The sequence below is a fragment of the Rhodococcus sp. 14-2496-1d genome (assembly GCF_002259365.1).
Classification (GTDB): domain Bacteria; phylum Actinomycetota; class Actinomycetes; order Mycobacteriales; family Mycobacteriaceae; genus Rhodococcoides.
The window spans coordinates 406,824-431,058 of sequence record NZ_NPFV01000018.1 but is presented as its reverse complement, the minus strand read 5'-3'; the positions used below and the strand labels follow the sequence as shown (position 1 = coordinate 431,058).

The 24,235-nt window shown below is 64.4% G+C and carries 17 protein-coding genes; 3 read left to right on the top strand and 14 right to left on the bottom strand.

Annotated features, from left to right (window positions below; translation table 11 throughout):
* Positions 1-38 precede the first annotated feature (38 nt).
* Positions 39-380 (top strand): hypothetical protein, encoded by a 342-nt coding sequence (locus CH296_RS15665; protein WP_045199047.1) that lies wholly within the window; start codon positions 39-41, stop codon positions 378-380.
* A gap of 6 nt (positions 381-386) precedes the next feature.
* Here CH296_RS15665 and CH296_RS15660 read toward each other — a convergent pair whose 3' ends face one another.
* Complete coding sequence (locus CH296_RS15660) at positions 387-2,006, bottom strand: alkaline phosphatase (RefSeq protein ID WP_094685148.1); 1,620 nt, start codon at positions 2,004-2,006, stop codon at positions 387-389.
* 121 nt (positions 2,007-2,127) lie between these two features.
* On the opposite strand from CH296_RS15660, the gene CH296_RS15655 reads away from it, so the two are divergent.
* On the top strand, positions 2,128-2,550 hold the full coding sequence (locus CH296_RS15655; protein ID WP_094685147.1) for a VOC family protein: 423 nt from the start codon (positions 2,128-2,130) through the stop codon (positions 2,548-2,550).
* A gap of 251 nt (positions 2,551-2,801) precedes the next feature.
* Complete coding sequence (locus CH296_RS15650) at positions 2,802-2,999, top strand: hypothetical protein (protein WP_094685146.1); 198 nt, start codon at positions 2,802-2,804, stop codon at positions 2,997-2,999.
* Between the two features lie 12 nt (positions 3,000-3,011).
* Here CH296_RS15650 and CH296_RS15645 read toward each other — a convergent pair whose 3' ends face one another.
* From CH296_RS15645 to CH296_RS15585, 13 genes are all read right to left on the bottom strand, one after another.
* Positions 3,012-3,401, bottom strand: coding sequence for a VOC family protein (locus tag CH296_RS15645; RefSeq protein ID WP_094685145.1), 390 nt, complete (start codon positions 3,399-3,401; stop codon positions 3,012-3,014).
* A gap of 182 nt (positions 3,402-3,583) precedes the next feature.
* The gene (locus tag CH296_RS15640) at positions 3,584-7,540 is read right to left on the bottom strand and encodes a DNA-directed RNA polymerase subunit beta' (RefSeq protein ID WP_032393969.1); all 3,957 of its coding nucleotides are present in this window, start codon (positions 7,538-7,540) and stop codon (positions 3,584-3,586) included.
* 97 nt (positions 7,541-7,637) lie between these two features.
* Positions 7,638-11,144 (bottom strand): DNA-directed RNA polymerase subunit beta, encoded by a 3,507-nt coding sequence (gene rpoB / locus CH296_RS15635; protein WP_032393968.1) that lies wholly within the window; start codon positions 11,142-11,144, stop codon positions 7,638-7,640.
* Between the two features lie 493 nt (positions 11,145-11,637).
* The gene (locus tag CH296_RS15630; protein WP_094685233.1) at positions 11,638-14,214 is read right to left on the bottom strand and encodes an aminotransferase class III-fold pyridoxal phosphate-dependent enzyme; all 2,577 of its coding nucleotides are present in this window, start codon (positions 14,212-14,214) and stop codon (positions 11,638-11,640) included.
* A 212-nt stretch (positions 14,215-14,426) separates the two neighbouring features.
* On the bottom strand, positions 14,427-15,317 hold the full coding sequence (locus tag CH296_RS15625; protein ID WP_094685144.1) for a hypothetical protein: 891 nt from the start codon (positions 15,315-15,317) through the stop codon (positions 14,427-14,429).
* A 58-nt stretch (positions 15,318-15,375) separates the two neighbouring features.
* Positions 15,376-16,053 (bottom strand): hypothetical protein, encoded by a 678-nt coding sequence (locus CH296_RS15620; RefSeq protein ID WP_256978877.1) that lies wholly within the window; start codon positions 16,051-16,053, stop codon positions 15,376-15,378.
* An 84-nt stretch (positions 16,054-16,137) separates the two neighbouring features.
* The gene (locus CH296_RS15615; protein WP_032393965.1) at positions 16,138-17,385 is read right to left on the bottom strand and encodes an MCE family protein; all 1,248 of its coding nucleotides are present in this window, start codon (positions 17,383-17,385) and stop codon (positions 16,138-16,140) included.
* A complete protein-coding gene (locus CH296_RS15610) occupies positions 17,382-18,650 on the bottom strand; it encodes an MCE family protein (protein WP_032393964.1) in 1,269 nt (422 codons plus the stop codon). The genes CH296_RS15615 and CH296_RS15610 overlap by 4 nt, the downstream gene beginning before the upstream one ends.
* A gap of 29 nt (positions 18,651-18,679) precedes the next feature.
* A complete protein-coding gene (locus tag CH296_RS15605) occupies positions 18,680-19,963 on the bottom strand; it encodes an MCE family protein (RefSeq protein WP_032393963.1) in 1,284 nt (427 codons plus the stop codon).
* Entirely contained in the window at positions 19,963-20,961 is a 999-nt protein-coding gene (locus tag CH296_RS15600) for an MCE family protein (protein ID WP_032393962.1), read from the bottom strand. Before CH296_RS15600 ends, CH296_RS15605 begins: the two co-directional genes overlap by 1 nt.
* Positions 20,958-22,025, bottom strand: coding sequence for an MCE family protein (locus CH296_RS15595; protein WP_032393961.1), 1,068 nt, complete (start codon positions 22,023-22,025; stop codon positions 20,958-20,960). The genes CH296_RS15600 and CH296_RS15595 overlap by 4 nt, the downstream gene beginning before the upstream one ends.
* Positions 22,022-23,377: an MCE family protein gene (locus CH296_RS15590; protein ID WP_032393960.1), complete on the bottom strand. Its 1,356-nt coding sequence runs from the start codon at positions 23,375-23,377 to the stop codon at positions 22,022-22,024. Before CH296_RS15590 ends, CH296_RS15595 begins: the two co-directional genes overlap by 4 nt.
* Entirely contained in the window at positions 23,374-24,234 is an 861-nt protein-coding gene (locus CH296_RS15585) for an ABC transporter permease (RefSeq protein ID WP_027498223.1), read from the bottom strand. Before CH296_RS15585 ends, CH296_RS15590 begins: the two co-directional genes overlap by 4 nt.
* Between the last annotated feature and the right edge of the window lies 1 nt (position 24,235).

Sequence of the window (24,235 nt, the reverse complement as noted above, 5' to 3'; positions counted from 1 at the left end):
ATGTGGGTAGACCCGCGCGCAGCGGGTAACCCACCGGTATGCCCGCCAACGATCCGACCGAACGCACCATCGCCGACCGCGACGTCGAAAAGCGCTGGAACGACCCCGTCGTCTTTCGCAGAGCGGCCGGATACTGTGCGGTCGTGGTGGCGGTGGCTGCGGCACTGACCGCGCTGTTCCTGGTCGTCGACCGCACGAATCCCGTGTTGGCAGCGTCGGTGCCCGCAGTGTGCTTCCTCGGCGGCATCGGAGCTCTGACGTTGGGATACAGGTCCTACCGTGCCGGTGGCACGTGGCCGATCTGGCAGGGCGCGGCATGGTTGCTGTTCACCGTGATGCTGCTCGGTCTGGCGATGCCGATGTTCGCGATCCGTCAATGACCGGCGTCAGCCCAGCTGAATCTCGGGGCGGCCTTCGGGGACGGTGACCGTCGCTGCGGTTCGTACCGATGCCCCCGGTGTGGAGACGCGATCGAGAACCCTGACCTCCGAACGCCATTCGGTGTTCGTCAGCGTGCCACGGAGATAGCCGCGCCGAGCATTTCCGTACTTGACGTGCGGAGAAGCTTCGGCGATGGCCGCACCGGCCGAGTCGACATCGGCACCGTCCTTACCCGACGCGATCGAGGTGGTCGCGATCTCCACACCTTGGATCGGCGACGCCTGATCCTGGTAGTCGCGGCGCAGTTCGGAGACGATCGTGCGATGAATGTCGCCGACGATCGACGCGACGTTCTTCGTGCCGCGATCCCTGGCCCCGTCCAGAATTCGGTGCCGAGACGCCTCGTATCCGCTCCACGGGTCCATCCCGACCTTGCGATCGCTGCCGAGCCCACGGGCCAGGTCCGAGATGACCGTCTGGTGCGCCAGGAAGTTCCACCTCGACGGTGATGCGAAACCGTCGAGTATCCACTTCTCCTGCGCTGCACCAGTGATCGTGCGCGACGGATCTGCCGTCTCGGCGTCCTGCGCATGCTCGCCGTCGCCGTGCGCCTGATCGCTGCGGTACTGCCGCGTGTCCAGTACCGAAAAGTCCACCAGATCTCCGAACGAGAACCGGCGATAGACCGTCATGTCCGGTCCGACGGGCTTCAGATTCGCCCGAACCGGAGTGTTCTCCCACCACGCCTTGAACGCATCGGCTCTGCGCAACAGGAACTCTCGCGGATCGTCGTCGTCCTGGCTGATCTGCGAGGCCCAGTTGTTGTCCACCTCGTGATCGTCGAACGTCGAGACGAACGGTGCCGACGCGTGGGCCGCAGCAAGATTCTCGTCCGCCTTGTACAGCGCATATCGGTCGCGATAGTCGCTGAGCACCATGGTTTCTCGGGCAGCGGATTCGGTGCGCGGCTCGCCGTGCCTGGCACCCTCGTCCTTGATCGCGTACTCGTAGATGTAGTCGCCCAGAAAGAACACCACATCGAGATTCGACGCGGCCAAGTCCTGGTACGCGCCGAAGTAGCCGTCCTCCCACTTCTGGCACGACGCCCACGCGAAGTCGAGCTTGCTCAACGGTTGACCCTGTGCCGGTGCAGTTTTGGTGCGGCCCACCGGGCTGGCATGCGGTCCGACGAGGAAGCGATAGAAGTATTCGCGAGCTGGCTCGAGACCTCGGACGTCGACGTGAATCGACCAGCCGTCGAACTCGGTGGCCAGCTCGATACCTTCGCGGGTGATGCTCGCGAATCGCTCGTCCGCCGAGATCTGCCACCGCACCGGCACAACGCCGGGAGTCATTCCACCCAGTGGCGCGAAGGGATCGGTGGCGAGTCTGGTCCACAGCACCACCGAATCGGGCAGTGGGTCGCCGGATGCCACGCCGAGGCGGAACGGGTAGTCCGGGGTCACCACGGACTGCGCACCTGCCGTCGCCGTGGTTCCCGCGAGTTCGGGAGTGAACGCCAGCGCCCCCACCAGCGCACTCCATGTCAGGAACTGTCGACGCGTGGCCCCAGCACGCACAGAGATGTCCTGCCCGAACCGTATCTCATTACCCCGTCTCACCATCCTTCGAGGCTCTCGCGCCCGAGCGAACTGTGCCCGTCATCGATCGAACGGGAAAGTGAACACGACGTTGTCATTCGATTCAGGACCGAAGTCGTCCGCGACCTCGGCCACACTCGAGCGCATGACGAACATCGACCGCACCGGCTCCCAAATCGACCACCTCAACATCGGCGTCACCGATCTCACCGCCAGCGCCGAGTTCTACGGTGCTGCACTCGCACCGCTGGGGATCAGCGAAATCATGCGGGTACCGCACACCCCCGAGGCCAACCAGCTCGCCATGATCGCGTTCGGCTGGGCGAGCGTGAAGCCCTTCTTCTGGATCGTCGACGCACCGGGATCGGCCATCGGACCCCACACCCATCTCGCGTTCAGCGCCCCGGATCGCGCCACCGTCGACGCCTTCCACGCGGCAGCACTCTCGGCAGGAGCAGTCGAGCTCCGGCCGCCGGGACTGCAGCCGGAATACCACGCCACGTACTACGGATCCTTCGTGCGCGACCTCAACGGCATCGACCTCGAAGCCGTCTGCCACCACGAGTGAGCACCCCGGAGCCACCTGATGGAGGTGTCACTGCGGCCGAGGCAGCGTCCCGTTGGTTCGCACGTGGTCGCGCAGACGAGTGAGGATCGATCCGAGAGCGTCGACCTCCTTGGTTGCCAATCCGTCGAAGAACAATCGATGCACCAGCTCGACGTGACCCGGTGCCGACGCGTCCAGAGCCGCCCGGCCCGCCTCGGTCGGAACGGCATCCGTGGCGCGGCCGTCGGTGGTCGAGACCGTCCGCTCGGTGAGTGATCACCGCACTCCTCACCGACTCCGCCGGCCTGTCCTTCTCCGTCACAGTCGAACCCGCCGTGCTGGGCGACGTCGCACGCATTTCCTGGGCACTCTCGCCACCCGACGCCCCAGCCGTCGTCACCGGCCAGGACTTCGCCGTCATCAAGGACGGCACGATCGCCGAGCTGTACACGTTCATCGACCGGAGATAGCCGGTCGAACCGTCAGGCTTGCACGACCCACACCGAATTGCCGTCGGGATCACGCAGCGCGAACATGGGCGGAACACCCTCGACTTCTTCCATGAAGTCGTCGAGATCGACTCCGCCGAGTGCACTCAGACGCTTGTGTTCGGCCGCGACGTCGGCTGTCTCGACACCGATGGATCCGCCGCCGGGCGTTCCTCCCATCGGCGGGTTCAGGGCGAGCCGTGCCGTCGATCCCGGCGGGGCCACCTCCAACCACCGGTATTCGTTTTCGGGGCCGAACCGCAGATCGCCGCGAATCTCGAAGCCGAGCACGCGCGAATAGAAGTCGAGAGCCGCGTCCTGATCTGCGACGGTGAACATGGCCACGCCGATGTTCACGATGGTGCTGGATTCTGGGTTGGTCATGCCGTTACTGACCCGAGTGGCACGGAGAACTCACCGCGGACGCCGATACGAACTCCCCACCAGATACGACAAAGCCCCGCACCGACCGAAGTCGATGCGGGGCCTTTGTCTGCAGGCTCTGTCGTCGTGAGCGGAAATTCGTAGTGGGCTACGAAGTTCTGCTCACATGCGACGGAGTCGCTCTAGCGGTATTCGTTGGAGAAACCGTAGTCGTCGAGCGGCACTGCAGCGCCGGTTCCCTGGCCGAAGCCATCCGGGCTGTAGTACTGATCGTCGTACGACGGCACCGCGTATGCCGCGGCACGCGCCTCCTCGGTCGGCTGCACCGTGATGTTCCGGTACCGGTTGATGCCGGTACCAGCCGGGATGAGCTTACCGATGATGACGTTCTCCTTGAGACCTATGAGCTTGTCGCTACGGCAGTTGATCGCCGCATCGGTCAGCACACGAGTGGTCTCCTGGAAGGACGCAGCCGACAGCCACGAGTCGGTGGCCAGCGATGCCTTGGTGATACCCATCAGGACCGGACGTCCGGCTGCGGGCTCGCCACCCTCGGAGACGACGCGACGGTTGCTCGACTCGAACTCGCTGCGCTCGGTCAGTGACCCGGGCAGGAACTCGGTGGAGCCGCTGTCGATGATCGTCACGCGACGGAGCATCTGGCGCACGATCGTCTCGATGTGCTTGTCGTGAATCGACACACCCTGCGACCGGTACACCTCCTGGACCTCGTTGACGAGGTGGATCTGCACCTGACGGGGACCCATCACACGCAGCACCTCGTGCGGATCGGCAGCACCTTCCATGAGCTGCTGGCCGACCTCGACGTGGTCACCGTCCGCCAGCAGGCGCTCGGTGCCGTCGTCGTGCTTGAAGACGCGCAGACGCTGACGCTTGGAGAGCTTGTCGTAGACAACCTCTTCGCCGCCGTCGTCCGGGACGATGGTGATCTTGTAGAAACGATCGCCGTCCTCGAGCTGGATGCGTCCCGACACGTCCGCGATCGGAGCCTTGCCCTTCGGCACACGTGCCTCGAACAGCTCCTGCACGCGAGGCAGACCACCGGTGATGTCATCTCCGGCGACACCACCCTGGTGGAAGGTACGCATGGTCAGCTGGGTTCCGGGCTCACCGATGGACTGCGCGGCAACGATACCGACGGCCTCACCGATGTCGACCAGCTTGCCGGTGGCCATCGAGCGGCCGTAGCAGGTGGCGCAGACGCCGGTTCCCGTGGTGCAGGTGAGCACCGAGCGAACCTTGACCGACGTGATGCCCGCAGCGAGCAGCGCGTCGATGGCCGGGTCACCGAGATCATGTCCGCGAGCGACGATGACCGTGCCGTTCTCGTCGACAGCGTCGTTCGCCAACGTGCGGGCGTACGTGCTGGTCTCGACGTGAGCGTCGCGGATCATCTTGCCGTCGGCGGTCTTCTCGGCGATCGTCGTGACGATGCCGCGCTCGGTGCCACAGTCGGTTTCCCGAACGATGACATCCTGCGAGACGTCGACCAGACGACGCGTCAGGTAGCCCGAGTCGGCGGTACGAAGCGCCGTGTCGGCCAGACCCTTACGAGCACCGTGCGTGTTGATGAAGTACTCGAGAACCGTCAGGCCTTCCTTGAAGGAGGACTTGATCGGACGCGGGATGAACTCACCCTTCGGGTTGGTCACCAAGCCCTTCATGCCGGCGAGCGAGCGAACCTGAGTCATGTTTCCGGCTGCGCCGGACTTCACGATCATCGGGATCGGGTTGTCGTCGGGGAAGTGGGCCTCCATGGCCTTACCGACCTGCTCGGTCGCGTCCTGCCAGATCTTGACCAGTGCGGAGTTGCGCTCGACCTTGTCGAGTGCGCCACGCTGGTACTTCTTCTCGATCTGATCGGCCTGAGCCTCGAAGGTCTCCATGATCTGCGGCTTCTCCGGCGGCACGAGGACGTCGGAGATCGAGATGGTGACACCCGAACGCGTGGCCCAGTAGAAGCCTGCATCCTTGAGCTTGTCGACGGTCTGCGCGACCACGATCATCGGGTAACGCTCGGCGAGATCGTTGATGATGGTCGACTGACGCTTCTTCGGCATCTGCTCGTTGACGAACGGGTAGTCCGCCGGAAGCAGCTCGTTGAACAGCACGCGTCCCAGAGTGGTCTCCGCGGTCCACGCGTCGCCGCGGTTCCAGCCCTCGGGGAACAACTCGTTCTCGATGTCACGCGGCGGGCGCTGCGTGGTGAGACGAACCCGAATCTGCGACTGCACCGTGAGCGCTCCACGGTCGACGGCCATCTGAGCCTCGGCCGGGGAGGAGTACGCCCCGAACTCGGCCTGATCGGTCGATGCGTCGACGCGCTCGCCGACAGCACCGGCGTCGAGACGCGTCAGGTGGTACAGACCCGTCACCATGTCCAGACGCGGCATGGCGAGAGGACGGCCCGATGCCGGCGAGAGGATGTTGTTCGAGGACAGCATCAACACGCGTGCCTCGGCCTGAGCCTCGGCGGACAGCGGGAGGTGGACGGCCATCTGGTCACCATCGAAGTCGGCGTTGAACGCCTCACACACGAGCGGGTGCAGCTGGATGGCCTTGCCCTCGACGAGCTGCGGCTCGAACGCCTGGATGCCCAACCGGTGCAGGGTGGGTGCACGGTTCAGCAGCACGGGGTGCTCGGCGATGACCTCTTCGAGAACGTCCCACACCTGCGGACGCTGACGCTCGACCATGCGCTTGGCCGACTTGATGTTCTGCGCGTGGTTCAGATCCACCAGGCGCTTCATCACGAACGGCTTGAACAGCTCGAGAGCCATCAGCTTCGGCAGACCACACTGGTGCAGCTTGAGCTGCGGGCCGACGACGATGACCGAACGGCCCGAGTAGTCGACGCGCTTGCCGAGGAGGTTCTGACGGAAGCGACCCTGCTTGCCCTTGAGCAAGTCGGACAGCGACTTGAGCGGGCGGTTACCCGGTCCGGTGACCGGACGCCCACGACGGCCGTTGTCGAACAGGGCGTCGACCGACTCCTGCAGCATCCGCTTCTCGTTGTTGACGATGATCTCGGGGGCACCGAGATCGATCAGACGCTTGAGGCGGTTGTTGCGGTTGATGACGCGGCGGTACAGGTCGTTGAGGTCGGACGTCGCGAAACGTCCACCGTCGAGCTGCACCATCGGACGAAGCTCCGGCGGGATGACCGGGACAGCGTCGAGAACCATGCCCATCGGCGAGTTGCGGCCGGCCTGGAACGCAGCGACGACCTTCAGACGCTTGAGCGCACGCAGCTTCTTCTGACCCTTGCCACTGCGGATGGTCTCGCGAAGAGACTCCGCCTCGGCATCGATGTCGAAGGTCTGCATGAGCTTCTGGATCGACTCGGCACCCATGGCACCGGTGAAGTACTCGCCGTACCGGTCGATGAGCTCGCGGTAGATGAGCTCGTCGACGATGAGCTGCTTGGGAGCGAGCTTGGTGAACGTGGTCCAGATCTCCTCGAGACGATCGAGCTCACGCTGCGCGCGGTCACGGAGCTGACGCATCTCACGCTCGCCACCGTCCTTGACCTTGCGGCGCACGTCGGACTTGGCACCCTCGGCTTCGAGCTCGGCGATGTCGGCCTCGAGCTTCTGCGCACGAGCCTCGAGATCGGCGTCGCGCTGATCTGCGACGGCCTTCTTCTCGACCTCCATCTCGGCCTCGAGCGTCGAGAGCTCGTTGTGACGGAGCTCGTCGTCGACCGTGGTGATGACGTAGGCAGCGAAGTAGATGATCTTCTCGAGATCCTTCGGAGCCAGGTCGAGCAGGTAGCCCAGACGCGACGGCACACCCTTGAAGTACCAGATGTGCGTGACGGGAGCCGCCAGTTCGATGTGGCCCATGCGCTCACGACGCACCTTGGCGCGAGTGACCTCGACGCCACAGCGCTCACAGATGATGCCCTTGAAGCGGACGCGCTTGTACTTGCCGCAGTAGCACTCCCAGTCCCGAGTGGGGCCGAAGATCTTCTCGCAGAAGAGGCCGTCCTTCTCGGGCTTGAGCGTGCGGTAGTTGATGGTCTCCGGCTTCTTGACCTCGCCGTAGGACCACTGACGGATGTCGTCCGCAGTGGCAAGGCCAATGCGAAGTTCATCGAAGAAGTTGACGTCGAGCACGTAACTTCCTTTCCCCGTTATGGGTGTTGTGATACCGAATCAGAAAAAGCGTGATCACCCCCGTGCCTGCAGTGACGCAGGCACGGGGATCACAGAACTACTGAGCGAGGTCGTCGACCGTGGCTGCTTCGTTGCGGGAGAGGTTGATTCCCAGGTTGGCTGCGGCACGCTCGAGGTCTTCGTCGTCACCGTCGGCCATCGTGATGGCTGCGCCGTCCGAGGACAGCACCTCCACGTTGAGGCACAGCGACTGGAGCTCCTTGAGGAGCACCTTGAAGGACTCGGGGATACCGGGCTCCGGGATGTTCTCGCCCTTGACGATCGCCTCGTACACCTTCACGCGGCCGACAACGTCGTCCGACTTGATGGTGAGAAGCTCCTGCAGCGTGTACGCGGCACCGTAGGCCTGCATGGCCCAGCACTCCATCTCACCGAAGCGCTGACCACCGAACTGTGCCTTACCACCGAGGGGCTGCTGCGTGATCATCGAGTACGGCCCGGTCGAACGAGCGTGGATCTTGTCGTCGACCAAGTGGTGCAGCTTGATGATGTACATGTAGCCCACCGACACCGGGTACGGGAACGGCTCGCCGGAGCGGCCGTCGAACAACGTGGCCTTTCCGTCGGGTCCGACCATCTGCTCGCCGTCGCGGTTGGGGATCGTGCTCTCCAGCAGGCCGGCGAGCTGATTCTCCTTGGCACCGTCGAACACCGGGGTGGCGATGTTGCTGTCGGCCGGAGCCGCCAACATCTCCTCGGGCAGACGCTCGGCCCAATCGGGCTTCGTGCCGTCCGCGGCGATCTGAACGTTCCAACCGGTCTTGCCGATCCAACCCAGGTGGGTTTCGAGGACCTGACCGATGTTCATACGACGCGGAACACCGTGGGTGTTGAGGATGATGTCGATCGGGGTGCCGTCGGGCAGGAACGGCATGTCCTCCTGCGGGAGGATCTTGCCGATGACGCCCTTGTTGCCGTGACGGCCGGCGAGCTTGTCGCCGTCCTGGATCTTGCGCTTCTGAGCCACGTAGACGCGGACCAGCTCATTGACGCCGGGAGGCAGATCGTCGTCGTCGTCGCGCGAGAAGACGCGGATGCCGATGACCTTTCCGTTCTCGCCGTGCGGAACCTTGAGCGAGGTGTCGCGAACTTCGCGAGCCTTCTCACCGAAGATGGCGCGCAGCAGGCGCTCTTCGGGGGTCAGCTCGGTCTCGCCCTTCGGCGTGACCTTTCCGACCAGCACGTCGCCGTCACGAACCTCGGCACCGATCCGGATGATGCCGCGCTCGTCGAGGTCTGCGAGGACCTCGTCGGAGACGTTCGGGATGTCGCGAGTGATCTCCTCGGCACCGAGCTTGGTGTCGCGAGCATCGATCTCGTGCTCCTCGATGTGGATCGAGGTGAGAACGTCCTCTTCCACGAGGCGCTGCGACAGGATGATCGCGTCCTCGTAGTTGTGGCCCTCCCACGGCATGATCGCCAGCAGCAGGTTCTTGCCGAGTGCCATCTCACCGTTCTCGGTGCAGGGGCCGTCGGCGAGGACCTGGCCGGACTCGACGCGCTGACCCTCGTCCACGATCGGACGCTGGTTGGCGCACGTGCCCTGGTTGGAGCGCGCGAACTTGCGCATCCGGTAGGTCTTGCGCGATCCGTCGTCGGCCATGACCGTGACGTAGTCGGCGGAGACCTCTTCGACGACACCGGTCTTCTCGGTGATGACGACGTCACCGGCATCGACGGCTGCACGCAGCTCCATGCCGGTTCCGACGATCGGCGACTCGCTGCGAACCAGCGGGACGGCCTGACGCTGCATGTTGGCGCCCATCAGGGCACGGTTGGCATCGTCGTGCTCGAGGAACGGAATCATCGCGGTCGCGACGGAAACCATCTGTCGCGGCGAGACGTCCATGTAGTCGATGTCGTCGGACGAGACGAACTCGACCTCTCCACCCTTACGACGGACGAGAATCTTGTCCTCGATGAAGTGGCCCGAATCGTCGACCGGAGAGTTCGCCTGCGCGAGCGTGTGGCGATCCTCCTCGTCGGCGGTCAGGTAATCGACCTCGTCGGTGACCTTGCCGTCGACGACCTTGCGGTACGGGGTCTCGATGAACCCGAACGGGTTGACGCGTGCGTACACCGAGAGCGATCCGATCAGGCCGATGTTCGGGCCTTCCGGGGTCTCGATGGGGCACATGCGGCCGTAGTGCGACGGGTGAACGTCGCGGACCTCGAGGCCGGCGCGCTCACGAGAGAGACCGCCGGGTCCCAGTGCCGACAGGCGACGCTTGTGCGTCAGACCCGACAGCGGGTTGTTCTGGTCCATGAACTGCGAGAGCTGGGACGTTCCGAAGAACTCCTTGATCGCAGCGACGACGGGACGGATGTTGATCAGGGTCTGCGGCGTGATCGCCTCGACGTCCTGAGTCGTCATACGTTCGCGCACGACGCGCTCCATGCGGGACAGGCCCACGCGGATCTGGTTCTGGATGAGCTCGCCGACGGTACGCAGACGACGGTTGCCGAAGTGGTCGATGTCGTCGACCTCGACCGGAACCTCGACGCCGTCGGGTGCGGTCATCGAGGTCTCACCTGCGTGCAGACGCACCAGGTACTCGATGGTCGCGACGATGTCTTCCTCGGTGAGGGTCGACGCCACGATGGGCTGACCCGAGTTGAGGCCGAGCTTCTTGTTGATCTTGTAGCGACCCACGCGAGCGAGGTCGTAGCGCTTGTCCTTGAAGAACAGGTTCTCCAGCAGGGTCTGCGCCGACTCCTTGGTCGGCGGCTCGCCCGGACGCAGCTTGCGGTAGATGTCGAGGAGTGCCTCGTCGGTACCGGCGGTGTTGTCCTTCTCCAGGGTGGCCATGAGGATCTCGGAGAAGCCGAAGCGCTCCGTGATCTGCTCGGTGGACCAGCCGAGAGCCTTGAGCAGCACCGTGACGGGCTGGCGACGCTTGCGGTCGATACGGACACCGACGGTGTCGCGCTTGTCGACGTCGAACTCGAGCCATGCGCCGCGGCCGGGGATCACCTTGACGCTGTGCAGGTCCTTCTCGGTGGTCTTGTCGATCGAATGATCGAAGTAGACGCCCGGAGAACGCACCAGCTGCGATACCACGACACGCTCGGTGCCGTTGATGATGAAGGTGCCCTTGTCGGTCATCATCGGGAAATCACCCATGAAGACCGTCTGGCTCTTGATCTCACCGGTGTTGTTGTTGATGAACTCGGCCGTGACGAACAGCGGAGCCGCGTACGTCATGTCCTTGTCCTTGCACTCATCCGTCGAGGCCTTGACCTCGTCGAACCGTGGGTCGGAGAAGGACAGAGACATCGAGCCCGAGAAATCCTCGATCGGAGAGAGCTCGGTCAGGATGTCCTCGAGTCCACCGGCGACACTGCTGTCTCCCCGGGCGGCGGCACGGTCACGCCAACTCTGCGCACCTACCAGCCATTCGAACGAATCCGTCTGTACATCGAGGAGACCGGGTACCTCCAACGGCTCGCGAATGTTCGCGAACGAAACCCTCCTCGGGGCTCCCGGTGTTCCGACAACTGCCTTGGTCTGGCTAGAGACTGCCAAGATGCGTCCTTCCAGCACCTCACGCGGGTCGCTCGTGCAGTGCGACCGCCGCTGTATCTGTTTGCTATATGTGGGGCGAATTTCGGCTGGTGCAACCAGACCGAATCCCCATCACAGCGGCCCGAAAACGTGCTTTCGGGTAACAGCGATCGAGAGGTGGACAGGAGGCAGCCAGCGCAACGTCCAAAGGTACCCCAAATGTGCGCACAGCGCAACGGGGGCATCAAAAGTAGCACCCGGGGTCCATTCACGCGCTGACTCGGCGAAAGCGTGTCGCCTGCCGGACGCCCGATGCCGAAACCACTGCGCTTCGAAAACCACTGGGGGTGCTCCTGACGACAAGACTGACCCGTGCCGCCCCCTTCGTCAAGAGGTTCGGCCCGATCCGTTTTCCGTGAGACCGCACTCGAACCGGTCGCGTCGATGGACCACTGCACCGCCGAGACGTATGCAATGGTCCATTGACGCAGCCGGAGGCGGGGACGCCGACGCGCCCCCGCCCCCCTGCCGTCTACCGGTCGGCCTCGCGCCACCGCGTGGCCTCGGCGAGCGTGAACCCGTGGACATCTGCCAGCTCACCCAACCGCTCCACGCTGTCGCCGTCGAGGGTGGTCCCGATGCTGCGCAGACCGAACTCACCCGACAACGCGATCAGCATCGTCTCGGCCATGCAGGCGTACGTCAGCCCCGGAGCCAACCCGTAGGTCAACCCGAAATCCGAACCCGACGGCACCCGCACGATGCCGCCGTCGAACACCGTGACGTCGGGCCGCTCACTGCGCACGTCCCGGCCGATGTTCGGTGGCTGCGCCACATCGCAGACGATGGCACCCTCCATCAGATCCGTCGGATCGATCAGCGCATGCGGTGCCGACGTGGCAGCGATGACGATCAACGAATCCTTCACCGCAGCAACAGGATCGGTGAAGAACTCGACATGGCGCGATCTGATCAGATCGTCCAGATCGCCGTCGACCGCGTGCGCGGCCCCGGCCAGATCCCCCGAACCCGCACCGACCCGAGCACTCGACACCATCTCCTGCGCGGCCGCCCACAACTTGGGCGCGATGACCGAACTCTCCCCCTTCCTGCCGACCAACACGATGCCGCCGACCTCGCCGGCCAACTGCTTGCCGATGGTTCGCCCGATCGCCCCGGCGGCACCGAGAATCGTCACCCGAGCCCGCGCGACATCGATACCGCGTTCACGACACACGCGTCGGACAGCCCGCAGACTCGCCGCAGCGGTGAACGTGTTGCCGGTGGTGATCGGTCGCGTCGTCGCGCCGAGGCCCAACCCGTTCCCGGTGATCACCGACGAATAGCCGCCCAACCCGACAACCGTCGCACCGCGCGAGATCGCCAGCTCGACGGCCCCGCCCACCACAGCGAGCGCACGCTCGGTCGGCAGACGCAGCAACTGCTCGGAGGTGTACGGCAGCCCGACCAGATCGCCGTGCGCCGTCGCATCCCCACCTCCGACGACCCGGCCACTGCCGATGACGAACGACGCAGGTTCGAGCTCGGACGTCGACGCCGCGAACCGCTCGAGCAGATCCTGCCGCTCGCCGTGATCGAACACCTCGAGTGCCGGATCGAACGCCGCGAAGAACCCCAGATCGAGAGGGTGCGCGATGAACGCGAAGCGACGATCCGTCGCCCGCACCGCGATATCGGGCGTTCGACCCGGACGCAACGCCTCGAGAGCGGGCGGAGTGGCGACGGTCGGGCGGCCGAGCAGATGCCCGAACAAACCGTCCATGTCCCCCGCTGCCGCGTACCCCAACGCCCGATCCAGTGCTGCGACCAGCCGCGAGCACTGCACCGCCGACACCGTCAGCGGCGGTTCGATCCGAATCACCCTGTTACCGAACAGGGTCGGAGCCACTCGAATCCCCTCGACGTTGAGCAGGTACGAGCAGATCACCACGGCCAGATTGTGTTGATCGGCAATCGATCCCAGCAACGACTGCCGCCCGACCATGTTGACGTCCGCGGTGAATTCCATGCCGAGCAACAACCCGCGTCCGCGCACCTCGGTGACCACCGACGGGTACTTCTCTGCCAACGCACTCAGATCGTGCTTCAACTGCCGCCCGAGAACGGCTGCGTTCTCCACCACCGCGTAGTCGTCCCGGGTCAACTCGTCGAGAACCGCGATACCCACCCGCGCAGCCAATGCGTTGCCCGCGAACGTGGACGTGTGGCGCAGCGCGAAACTCTCGTTCACCAGCCTCGGCGCACACAACACCGCACCCACCGGCACGATGCCGCCACCGAGCGCCTTGGCGACGGTCAGGATGTCCGGCACCACGCCCTCGTGCTCCACCGCGAACATCCTGCCGGTCCGGCCGAGCCCGGTCTGCACCTCATCGAGGGCCATCAACACCCCGTGCCGATCACAGATCTCCCGCACGCGGCGCAGGTAACCGTCGGGCGGACACACCACGCCACCCTCACCCTGAATCGGTTCCACCAGAAACACCGCATAGTGCCCGGGGGCTGCCGCCAGTGCCGCGTCGAGCGCATCCGAATCACCGAACTCGATGTGATCGAATCCCTCGACCGGAGCACCGAAACCGCTCTGGTACTTGACGTTTCCCGTTGCGGACAGAGCACCGAGAGTCTTGCCATGAAAACTGTTCCCGGTCGTCAGTACCCCCAGCCGACCGGTGTGCGCTCGCGCGATCTTCAGCGCCACCTCGGTGGCCTCGGTACCACTGTTGACGAACGTCGCCCGCGTCAATCCGTCGGGTGCGATGCGCCCCAACCGATCCGCCAGTTCACCGGCCGCGCTCAACACCGAAGGCTGTACGAAAATCGCCTCTCCACTGCAACGAACGTCGTTGACCGCCTGCCAGATCGGAGTGGGACCGTGCCCGAACGGGAGTGCACCGTACGCCCCGGCGAAGTCGAGATAGCGACGACCCGAGGCGTCGAACAGGACCGTCCCGTCGCCGCGCACGTACTCGCGATCCAGATTCAGCGCAGACAACAGCCGATACAGTTCGGGATTGACGTGCTCGGCAAACCCCGATCGACCGGACCTGGATTCCACCACGGAATATTCGATAGTTGTGTCAGTCATGACCAGCATGCTCCGTTTTCATCGGATCCACCCCTGGCTGTCGAGCTTCGATTGGTTGTCCCGAACAACCAGGGCTCGTCCCAAGCCAGGACGCAATCGCGATGGTAACGCGATGGAAAGCCGGTGACAGATGGCGGAAAAGCCGACGAAAAAGCCCCGTCCGAGCAGGGCTTCTGCGTCGAACGGGGCCGAATCGAATGCTGGCTGAGCTCCTACTGATCGTCGATGGCCGACAGCTTCCAGGTGCCGTCGACCTTCTCCATGTTCACCGTCAACGGACCCTCGGCACTGCCCGAGGCAACGCCGTTCTGGGTGGCACTGATGTTCACGTTGGCGATCAACTCGGCCATGCCGTTCTCCAGCCGCGTGACTCCGATATCGGTGACCATCGCTTCGGTCCCCGTATCCGTCTGCACCACAGCTGATTTGGTGGTTTCGGCAGTGGAGTTGAACTCGTCGAGCATCGACTGATTGAGCACTGCACGCGCCGCGTCGAAATCGGCGTCGATCGTGGCGGCCTTGTACGTGTACAGAGTCTGCAACGCATCGGTCGCAGCCGAGGTGACTTCCTGCGTCGCCGCGGAATCCACCCAGGCCGCATTGTCGATCGTGGCGAACGGCTTGAACGCGGCAACGGCAGCGAACGCGCCGAGCACGACGGCAATGACCGCAACGACGATCACGTGCTTCCAGCCGATACCCGACCCCGACGCGGTGGACGAGCCAGCGACCGTGGACGACTCAGCGGCGGTGGACGACTCGGCTGCGGTGGATTCGTCGGCAGATTCGCCTTCTGCAGGCTTGTCGAGTGCGGGTTCCTCGGTCGCGACCTTGTCGAGTGCAGGCTTGTCGAGAACAGGCTTGTCCGTTGCAGCCTTGTCCGTTGCAGGCTTGTCCGTTGCGGGCTTGTCCGTTGCGGGCTTGTCGAGAATCGGCGTGCTCGGCGGCGGAGTCGTGACAGCCGTCGTGTCGTCGGCAGCGGATCCCTCGGTGGTCGAGCCCGTGACGGTGGATGCAGCAGTCGGCTTCCCGGTGCCGGCCACCTTGCGGCGTACTTTGCTGGTGGTGGTGGGTGGAACGATCTTGCGACGCTGGGGAGGCACTACAGAACTCCTTCGAAACTCACTTCGGTACAGACGGAAGACACCACTGCCGGGTACCTCAGTTGCCGCCGGTGTCCGGCTGGGGAGCCGGCGTCGCTTCCGCACTGGGGTCGGCCGCGTTCGGGTCGGCGGGGCCGCCCGGATCGGTCGGGACGACGGGGTTGGTGTTCGGGTTGTCGAGCGAGATCCGTGAACCGATGGGGTCGACCTTGTTGGTCTTCCACACCCCGTCGACCTCCTCCATGGCCAGACGCATCGTCAGCTTGCTTCGCTCGACGCGATCGGGCCAGGTGGTGGTCGTCGCAATGACCACCAGAGCAGTGGCGGTGTTCTCGTCCGTGCTCAGCTCCGTCAGCGTGCCGTGCAGGACTTCGGCCTCGCTCTTGGCACCGGACTGACGAACCTGATCGGTGATGCCCGACCGCGTCTGCTCGAGGTCGTTGAGCATCAGGTCGCCGGTGATGGACGACTTCATGTTGTCGAACGACTGATCGATCTGCGCCGCGTCGACGGTGTTGAGGTTGACTGCCGCCTGCTGTGCTCCGGTGAGCGCCGCGTCCCTGGTGTCCGCGGTGGGCTTCTGGCTCAGAAGCGCGTTGCCCCAGCCGTACCCGAAGAACACTGCCGCTGCGAGGGCGGCCACGGCGATCACCGTCACGACGGCAAACAGGATTTTCGCGGTCTTGTTGCGCCCTGGAGTCGCTGGGGACTCCAGGGCTTCGGTGCTCGAGTTCACACTTTCCACCCTACTACTCGGTAATATCCGGCCGAACCGCCCTCGGCCCGACGATAGTGCTGAGCAGCAGTTTCACCGATTCCACTACTTCGGCGTCACGCCGATCAGCGGTGCCAACTGGGTGGCGATGGGGTTGAGGTTGAGCTTCTCCGGATCGACCTTGGGCTTGAGGTCCCACGGCTGCGGCACGTCCGGATCGGCGAACACGATGCGGTTCGCGCTACGCACACCCGTCACGCTGCCCTGCGGTGTAGCGCAGTTCGCGTCGAGGTTCAGCGGGTAGTTCTCCCGAGTCGGATCGAAGTTCGGGTTCTTCCGCTTCTCCTCGTCGAGGATCGCCTGGCTTCCCTCGTAGCCGACCGTGCACGGCGGCGGATTGTTGACCTCGAGCAACAGACCCTGATGGATCGTTCCGTCGTTCGGGACGATCGTCGAGATACCGGCACCGAGGGCAGGCAGGAACGTCAGGAACGGACGAAGCGCGACGTAACGCGGTTCGGCCTGAGCGGCAACCAGCGCAAGGTTGTTGATGTCGGTGGTCAGCGCCGGACCCGCATCGGTGATGAGACCACCGAGCTGATCGCCCGCCGCGGTACCCGTGTCGATCAGGCGGCGGATGTCGGGATCGCTGGACTTCAACTGAGCCGTCACCTGGTCCAGACTGGTGCTGAACTCACGAATCAGATCCGACTGCTCGGACTGCGTGTCGAGCACCGGCACCGCGTCACGGACCAGAGCAAGCGTCTGCGGCAGCGCCTCGTTGCCTGCCTCGGAGATGTTCCCGAGCGAATCGACGAGGGACGCGAGATCCGTGCCCTTGCCGTCGAATGCCACGCCGAGCTCGTTGACCACTCGCGTCAACGTGTCGAGCGGCACGGACCGAACCAACGTGTTCGTGTTGGCGAGGACGTCCTCCACCGGCACGGGTGTGGTGGTGTCGGCCTGAGCGATCTGCGAACCGTCGACCAGGAACGGGCCCTGATCGGTCTCGGGCTGGAGGTCGACGTACTGCTCACCGATCGCAGACCGGTTGGCCACGACGGCCTTCGTGTCGGCCGGGATGTCGGGCCCGCCGTTGTCGAGCATCAGTGCGACACGGACACCGTCCTGCGTCAGTTCCAGATCTCCGACGGTTCCCACCGGGACACCTCGGTAGGTGACCTCGGCGTTGGAGAAGATGCCACCGGAATCGGCCAGGTTCAGATCGACCTGGTACTGCCCGAAGCCGAGCATGTTGTCCAGGCGTACGTACTTGGCACCGACGAAAACCAGACCCAGAACCGCTACGACGACGAATAGGACCAACTGAATACGAACCAGTCTCGATCTCACTGTCCAACTCCGAATCGCTCGAGCAGATCGTTCAACGGTGCCAACGGATCGGCAGGTGCGGGCGCAGCGGCTGCAGCCGCCTGCTCGTTCGCAGGTGCACCCGGGCCGGGAACCGGTGACGGGATGATCGGCGGCAACGGCAGCAGTGAGATCGTCGGCCAACCCGGCCGAGGTCCGTTTCCGTTGTAGTACGGATTCGACGGGTCGACCACCGGCAGCGTGTTGCCGTACTTGGGCTGGATGTAGACCGGATCGCCTTCACCGACGCCGAAGTTGCGCAGCGCAGTTCCGATCGACAGGTCCAGTGAGAGGAACAGGTTGGCGGAGTTGCCCTCGATGATCTTCTCGGTGCCGTCGGCGAACGGCAGCGTGGGGATGACCGCGAGCGAGGTGACCACGTCGTCCGCCGAATCGGCCAGGGCCTGCAGCGTCGGGCGCAGTGCCCGCAGGTCTGCGATCAGATCGTCCTTGGAACGGTCGATCACGTCGGTGCCCACGGCTCCGAGTCGGTCGAGCGCGCCGAGCATCTCGGTCAGCTGCGGACGCTGCTGCTCGAGAACTTCGGTGGCGATCGGCAAGTCCTTCAGCACTGCGTCGATCTTGTCGGTCTGCGTGTTGACGCGGCCGCTGAGAGTGTCGAGACCATCGATGGCACGGGTGATGTCGTCCCGCTGCTGGTTGAGGCCGTCGATCAGCGTGTTCGCCTGCTGCAGAAGCTCTTTGGTCCTGCCTTCGCGACCGTCGAAAGCCGTGCTCAGTTCCTTGATGATCGGCGAGAGCTGCCCGACGCCGCCACCGTTGAGCAGCAGCGACAGCGCGCCGAGTACCTGCTCGATGTCGGTGGCGTGACGGGTGCGATCGAGTGGAATGGTGTCGCCGTCCTGCAGCCGCGCTGCCGACTCGTCACCGGGAGGTGCCGAGAGCTGCACGAACTTCTCACCGAGCAGGTTGGTCTGCTGCACCGATGCGATCGCATTGGCGGGCAGATCCACGTCGGAGTTGAGGATGACCTCGACGTCGGCCGTCCACCCCTCGTTCGGCACGGAGATGGAGTCGACCCGGCCGACGGCCACACCGTCGACCTTGACGGTCGACTGCGGGACGAGGTCGAGCACGTCGTCGAACTGCACCGTCAGGTTGAACGGGTTGTCACCGACATCGGCACCGCCGGGAAGCGGGATGGCATAGATGCCTGCCGACGAGCAGGCTCCGGCCGACAGAGCGACCACACAGACGCCCGCTCCGACGACCAAGGAACGCTTCACACGAGCTCGATTCCGTTTCACAGAGGTTCTCACTGTCCCCCACCTCCGATGTACGACTGCTCCAGTCCGGGCATCGTGCTGTTTCCGAGCCTCGGCGAGACGACGCCGGGAACGGTGCCGGGAACGGACACGTTCTGCTCGATGTCGTTGGTGAGAACACCGAACGGCAGCACGATCCGGTTCTGGTCGGCGATCGGGGCCTGGATCATCGTGGTGATGTTGGCGCACTGATCGATGATCGGCTGGATCTGCGCACCGAGGGCCTCGAAGCGCGGATCGCCGGGAACGAGCTTGCCGAGATCGATGAGCCGGCACACGGTGCCGAGCGGATCCTGCGTCTCGTTCTGGAGGTTGGCGCGCGAGGCGAGCGTGCCTGACTCCGCGTCGTAGGCGTTCACCAGGTTGCTGATGGCCAGCGGCAGCAATGTGAGCGTCTGCACCAGCTGCTCACGTTTGTCGGCGAGCGTCTGAGTCGGAACCACGAGACCGTTTGCGGCATCGGTCAGTTCGGTCCGGTTGTCCGCGACGAACGTCGCCACGTCGCCGAGCGAGACCGACAGCTGTTGAAGTGCAGCTCCCAGGTCCTCGCGCTGGCCCGACAGGAAACCGGTCAGGTCGGCCAACTGGGTGTTGAAGTTGCGTACCTGCTGGTCGTTGACGGCCAGGGCACTGACGAACGTCTGCAGGTTCTTGATCGTGTCGAAGACGTCGGTGCGCGAGTCGCTCAGCGTGCGGCCGGCAGCCGAGAGCTGAGTGATGCTGTCGCCCAACGCTTCACCGTTGCCGTCGAGGTTCGCCGCGCCGGTGTTGACCAGGTCGGTGAGCGCGCCGTCCTTGTTGGCACCGTCGGGACCGAGGGCGGTCGAGAGGTCGTTGATGGACTTGTACAATTCGTCGACCTCGACGGGGGTGGCGGTGCGATCGCGACCGATCGTCGTGCCGTCGGCCATGGTGTCGCCGCCGGTGTAGACGGGCGAGAGCTGGACGTAGCGATCGGCAACGAGCGACGGGCTGACCTGTACGGCCTTGGCGTCGGCCGGAATGTCGATCCCGCGGTCGACACGAAGCACGACCTCGACGTCGTCACCGAGCGGCGTGACGGAGTCGACCGTGCCGACCTTGACGCCCAGCACCCGCACCTCGGAGCCGGAGTAGATGCCGACCGATTTGTCGAAGTACGCGGTGATCTTGGTCGTGCCGGCCCTGGTGAACAGCCACCAGCCGGCGACGGCCAACACCAGCGCCACGATCACGACGACGGCGATGAGCGCGAGCTTGTTCTTGTTTCTCGGTGCTGCCTGCGTGTCTGTCATCATTCCCCCGGCAACTTGTCGAGCGAGGGCTGGCGGTAGCCAGGTATCAACGGAACTCCGGGAGGTGTGAGGTTGGCCAGCGTGATGTCGAGCCATCGACCGTTGCCGGTGACGTTTGTGTAGAGCCGAATGAACGGTTCGTACAGCTCGAGCGCGCGGTCGAGGTTGTCGTTGTTGCGCTGCAGGATCTCGATGACGCCGTTGAGCTGCTGCAGCATCGGGTTGATGGTCGCCTCGTTGTCGCGAACGAGACCGGTCAGCTCCTGCGACACGCGCTGCGTGCCGGTGAGCAGCTGCGAGATCGCCTGCTGGCGGTTGTTGAGCTCTTCGAGAAGCGGACCGGCATCGGTGATCAGCTTGTTGAACTGCTCGTTGCGGTCGGCCAACACCTTCGACGTCTCACCGGTGGCCTCGAACAGCTTCTTGAGCTCCTCGTCGCGGCTGGCCACGGTCTGCGACAACCGGGTGACGCCGTCGAGCGAGGCACGGATGTTCGGAGGCGTCTCGGAAAACGCCTCGGACAGAGTCCGCATACTCGTCGCGAGCTGATCGGTGTCGATGTCGTTGATGGTCGACGCCGCATCGGAGAACGCGTCGATGACGTCGTACGGGGACGTGGTGCGCTCGAGCGGGATCGGGTCCTTGGGGCTCAGTGTGTCCGGCCCACTCGGGTCCAGCGCGAGGTACTTCTGTCCCAGCAGGGTCTTGATCGCGATGGCGGCCCGTGACTCGTTACCGACCCAGGCGTCCTGCACCGTGAAGTCCACGAGCACTCGGTCGCCTTCGAGACGCACGTCGGTCACCTTGCCGACCTTGACGCCCGCGATGCGAACTTCGTTCGACGGCTTGAGACCCGCTGCCTCGCTGAACTCGGCGGTGTACACCGAGCCGGCACCGATGATCGGGAGCCGGTCGAGAAAGAAGACCGACATCGTGGCGAGCAGGATGATGGCGATGCCCAGTGCACCGATGGTGGCCGGACTACGACGAGATGTCATTGTTTGATCCCCCCAGCTTTGCAACGCTCTGCCGAGTTCGTGTACAGCGGCTGGTTGACGGTCGGAAGCCCGGTCGGCAGATTCAGGTTCGGCGAGTTACCCGGTCCGGCGACGATGTCGATGCCGCAGAGGTAGAACGTGAACCAGGATCCCTGCTGGGCCGTGCGAATGAGCTTGTCGAGTTTGACGGGCAGATTTCCGAGGACAGCGTCGACGTCGTCGCTGCGGCGGTTGATCGTCTCGGACAGTGTGTTCAACGCAGTCACCGATCCCTGGATCGACGGCCTGGTCGGCTCGAGCAGGTCGGCGGTCGCGTTGGTCAGACCGGCGAGCGAGGTGACGGCCGAGCCGACCACATCACGATCGGCCGACAGACCCGAGACGAGCTGCTGGGTGTTGACGATCAGGCTGTCGAGCTGGCCGTCGTTCTGGTTGACCGTCGCCAGCACGTTGTTGAGATTGGTGATGACCTGGCCGATGACCTGATCCTTGTCGGCGACGGTGTTCGTCAGCGTCGCCGTGTTGGTCACCAACTCGTTGATGGTGCCCGACTCCCCCTGGAACACCTGGATGATCTGGTACGACAGCTTGTTGACGTCGTCGGAGCTGAGCGTGGTGAACAACGGCCGGAAACCGTCGAACAGCGTGGTCAGATTCACCGCAGGCTTGGTCCGCTCCAACGGAATGGTCGCACCTTCGGTGATCTTCTGCCCCTGGTCCCCCGAGCCCTGCTCGATGGCGATGTAGCGCTGACCGACCAGGTTCCTGAACCGGATGGTCGCCGTCGAGCTGGCCGGCAGCCAATCCCGACTGCTCAGGGTGAAGTCCACTTTGGCTTCGCGCTCGTTGGCGATCTCGATCGAGTCGACCTGGCCGACGCGAACGCCGGCGATACGAATCTCGTCGCCCTCGTTGAGCGAAGTGACGTCGGTGAAGATCGCCGAGAACTTGGTGCCGCCGCCACCGCTGGAATTGGCGATGGTGAAGGCGAGGGTGGCCGTGGCAAGGATCGTGATCACGGCGAACACGATCAACTTGATGATCGGCGCGAGAAGGCCTCTCATGGCACGGTCACCTCCACTCCCCTCAATGCCGGTGCGCCGATAGCGGCCGCCCACGACGGAATACTGTCCGGTGCAACACCACTCGCCTGTCCGTAGATCACGGCGAGAGTGTCACGCTCGAAGTCCGAGCCCTCGTAACTCGCCGGCTGCGCAGACGCGGAAACGGCGGGAACGATGGAGCTCTGAGCCGACTTCGGGGGTCCCTGTCCTTCGATCACCTGCGGGCCCGGGTTACGGGTCGGCACCTGGTAGGAACCGTCGTTGATCGAACCTCCCGGATACTGCGGGAAGAACTCACCCGGTGCAGCAGGCTCGAAGCAGGTGGCTCCGCGATCGTCGAACAAGCGCGGCTCGTCCTGGTTCGGCAAGTAACGGCCCTTCGGGTTGACGAACGATGCGGACACGTTGATGCCGGGGTACTCGTCGCCCTCGCCGAGCACGACCTTGCCGCGCCTGGCACCTTCGGCGAACTGGGTGAACGTGCAGCCGAACGTCGGGGAGAACTCGGCCAGCAGCTCGAGGGCTTCCCGCGAGTTCGCGGCCAATCCGATCAGATTCTCGGAGTTGGTCTGCAGGAAGTCCGCGGTGGTGTAGGACGCAGAGGTCAGCGAACCGTACAGCGTTTCCAGGCTGGACTGCCGCTCCACCACGGTGTTGCCCGTCGTCCGCAGGTTGTCCAGTGCCGAGATCAACTCGGGCGCAGCGTCCGCGTACGTCTGGGAGAAGTCGGCGAGCCCGACGAGCGTCTGCTGAATGTTGGGCAGCTCGGTGTTCAGACCGGAGACGACGTTGGTCAGATTGTCGATGGTCTGTCCGAGCTGCTCGCCGCGTCCGCTGAGGCCCTGCGCCAACGACCCGAGGGTGTTGGCCAGATCCTGCGGCGGAATCGCCTGCAGCAGCGGGAGCAGTCCGTCGAGCAACTGCCCGACCTCGATGGCGTTTCCGCTGGTGTCCTGACGCAGGACCGTACCGTCGGTGATCGGCGACGCCGAGTCGTTCTCGGGCACGATCAGCGAGACGTATCGCTCACCGAACAGCGTCTTGGGAAGCAACCGCGCCGTGGCATTGGACGGAATCAGTGGAGCCTTGTCCGGGTCGATCGCGAGCTGCGAGGTGACCACGCCGTCGACGGTCGATGCCGAGCGCACCTCACCGACGATCATTCCGCGGACCTTGACGTCGGCGTTCATCGGCAGTGCATTGCCGACGGAGTCGGTTTCGAGACTGACGTTCACCACCGACTTGAACGTCTTGTTGTAGGACGTGATGCTCCATCCCAGGAACAGGATGAGCACCAGGAAGAACGCCAAACCGAGCAGTACTCGCTTCAGTCGCGACGGCGAGTCGATCATCCCGCAACCCTCACTGTGGTGGTCGTGCCCCAGATGGCGAGGCTCAAGAAGAAGTCCAGCACCGCGATCGTGACGATCGCGGTACGAACGGCACGGCCCACTGCGACGCCGACACCGGCAGGTCCGCCGGAGGCGTGGTAGCCGTAATAGCAGTGGATCATGATCAGGACGAAGGCGAAGATCAACACCTTCAGGAACGAATACAACACGTCTTCCGGAGGTAGGAAGAGGTTGAAGTAGTGGTCGTAGGACCCGGTGGACTGCCCGTTGAAGATGGTGCTGATCCCTCGGGACGCGACGTACGACGCCAGCAGTCCGACGATGTAGAGCGGGATGACGGCCACGAAGCCGGCGATCATGCGAGTGGTCACCAGGAACGGCACGCTGGGAACCGCCATCACCTCGAGGGCATCGATCTCCTCCGAGATCCGCATGGCACCGAGCTGGGCCGTGAAGCCACAGCCGACAGTGGCCGACAGCGCGAGTCCGGCGACGATAGGCGCGATCTCACGGGTGTTGACGTATGCGGACAGGAAGCCGGTGAGCACGGAGCTACCGAGCTGCTCGAGTGCGGCGTAACCCTGCAGACCGACGACGATGCCGGTGAAGCCGGACATCATCACGATCACGCCGATGGTTCCGCCGATGACCGCGAGCGCGCCACTGCCGAAGGTGACCTCGGCCAGCAGGCGGAGCACCTCCTTCTTGTAGTGCACAGCGGTCTTGGGAATCCACCCGATGGCCCGAAGGTAGAACGACATCTGCTCGCCGGCGCGGTCGAGCACGTTCAGTGGGGCATTGCCGACGCGCTTGACGCGCATCAGCGTGCGGTCACCGCGACCTCGTGCGATCGTCATC

Bases quoted from the DNA above. Each gene is read 5' to 3' on its own strand.
- CH296_RS15595 (WP_032393961.1), bottom strand. From the start codon at position 22,025: ATGAGAGGCCTTCTCGCGCCGATCATCAAGTTGATCGTGTTCGCCGTG.
- CH296_RS15630 (WP_094685233.1), bottom strand. From the start codon at position 14,214: ATGACTGACACAACTATCGAATATTCCGTGGTGGAATCCAGGTCCGGT.
- CH296_RS15645 (WP_094685145.1), bottom strand. From the start codon at position 3,401: ATGACCAACCCAGAATCCAGCACCATCGTGAACATCGGCGTGGCCATG.
- CH296_RS15585 (WP_027498223.1), bottom strand. From the start codon at position 24,234: ATGACGATCGCACGAGGTCGCGGTGACCGCACGCTGATGCGCGTCAAG.
- CH296_RS15655 (WP_094685147.1), top strand. From the start codon at position 2,128: ATGACGAACATCGACCGCACCGGCTCCCAAATCGACCACCTCAACATC.
- CH296_RS15605 (WP_032393963.1), bottom strand. From the start codon at position 19,963: ATGACAGACACGCAGGCAGCACCGAGAAACAAGAACAAGCTCGCGCTC.
- CH296_RS15660 (WP_094685148.1), bottom strand. From the start codon at position 2,006: ATGGTGAGACGGGGTAATGAGATACGGTTCGGGCAGGACATCTCTGTG.
- CH296_RS15590 (WP_032393960.1), bottom strand. From the start codon at position 23,377: ATGATCGACTCGCCGTCGCGACTGAAGCGAGTACTGCTCGGTTTGGCG.
- CH296_RS15600 (WP_032393962.1), bottom strand. From the start codon at position 20,961: ATGACATCTCGTCGTAGTCCGGCCACCATCGGTGCACTGGGCATCGCC.
- CH296_RS15665 (WP_045199047.1), top strand. From the start codon at position 39: ATGCCCGCCAACGATCCGACCGAACGCACCATCGCCGACCGCGACGTC.